Source organism: Methanoculleus sp. MH98A, assembly GCF_000691865.1.
Classification (GTDB): Archaea; Halobacteriota; Methanomicrobia; order Methanomicrobiales; family Methanoculleaceae; genus Methanoculleus.
In genome coordinates this window covers 1-1049 of the sequence record NZ_JMIO01000263.1, presented here as the reverse complement: position 1 = coordinate 1049, position 1049 = coordinate 1, and the positions used below count along the sequence as shown (strand labels likewise).

Genomic DNA, 1049 nt, shown 5'->3' with positions numbered 1-1049 from the left:
TTGTTGTATGTAGATGCGGACTTTTTTTATCCGCCATTACACGCCTATTTTCAGGCATTTCTCCTGAAGACCCTTGGAGACACAATCCTTGTAGCAAAACTCCCTGCCATTATCGGTGATGCAGCGCTGACGTGGGCGTTATATCACATGGGAAAGCGATCAAGCGAAGTTGTCGGAAGGCAGATGGCCTTAGCATATCTCTTGCTGCCCCTCTCCGTTCTCACGTCTGATGTCCTGGGCCTTTTCGATTCGGTTGCCATCTTCCTCATGATACTCGGAATACATTACTTCCTCTATGACTCACTTGTTGCCTCATCGTTCTTCATCGGCTTTGGAGCGATGTATAAATTCTTCCCCTTTTTGGCGGCAATCCCTATGCTGGCTTTCCTTGGAGTAAGAAAAGCCTGGAAGAATACCTTCGTATATGGTGTCATCCTTCTAGGCACCTGTGCCGCCATCATAGCACCCTACCTGTACTTCGATGTCCAGGCAACACTGCAGGATCTTGTATTGACCGGCTCAAAATATCCGGATTCTTTCTCCATTTATAACGTTCTCCCGCTAGAATCCACTACGTTGCCATTCGCTCTTCAAGCAGTTCTGCTCATAGCAGCATATCTAATCATTAAAAAATACGGTCTTTTCGCAGATTGTACTTTTGAAAGCATCGCATTGTTTGTGGCTTTGTTTGTAATGCTCAATAAAAACATTTATCCTCACTACTTTCTATGGGCCTTTCCATTCTTCGCTTACTGGTTCATCTCTAACGAAGAACTTGGAAAACTTACCCTCCTCATGATCGTCGATACCGCTTTGCTCAGTTTATTCTGGCTTAACTACGGTGAACTGGTAAACTCAAACATACTGCTGCCGCTGACATTCCAGGCACTGAACTGGGCTGCAATCGTGTACATTATTTACAGACAACGACAAAAAGTGCAGTTATCCCTACGATCAGAAAAATCAGAAGTAGCAGATTAGTTTACAAAAATTAATCCTCTTTTCAGATCTTTGCGAAGACAACTCCACTCCAGGCATCAAGAGGGGGT

General features: G+C 44.4%; 1 protein-coding gene. It reads left to right on the top strand.

Annotated features, from left to right (window positions below):
• On the top strand, nt 1-981 hold a 981-nt coding region (locus EI28_RS12905), incomplete at its 5' end, for a glycosyltransferase family 39 protein (RefSeq protein ID WP_197018535.1).
• Nucleotides 982-1049 lie beyond the last annotated feature (68 nt).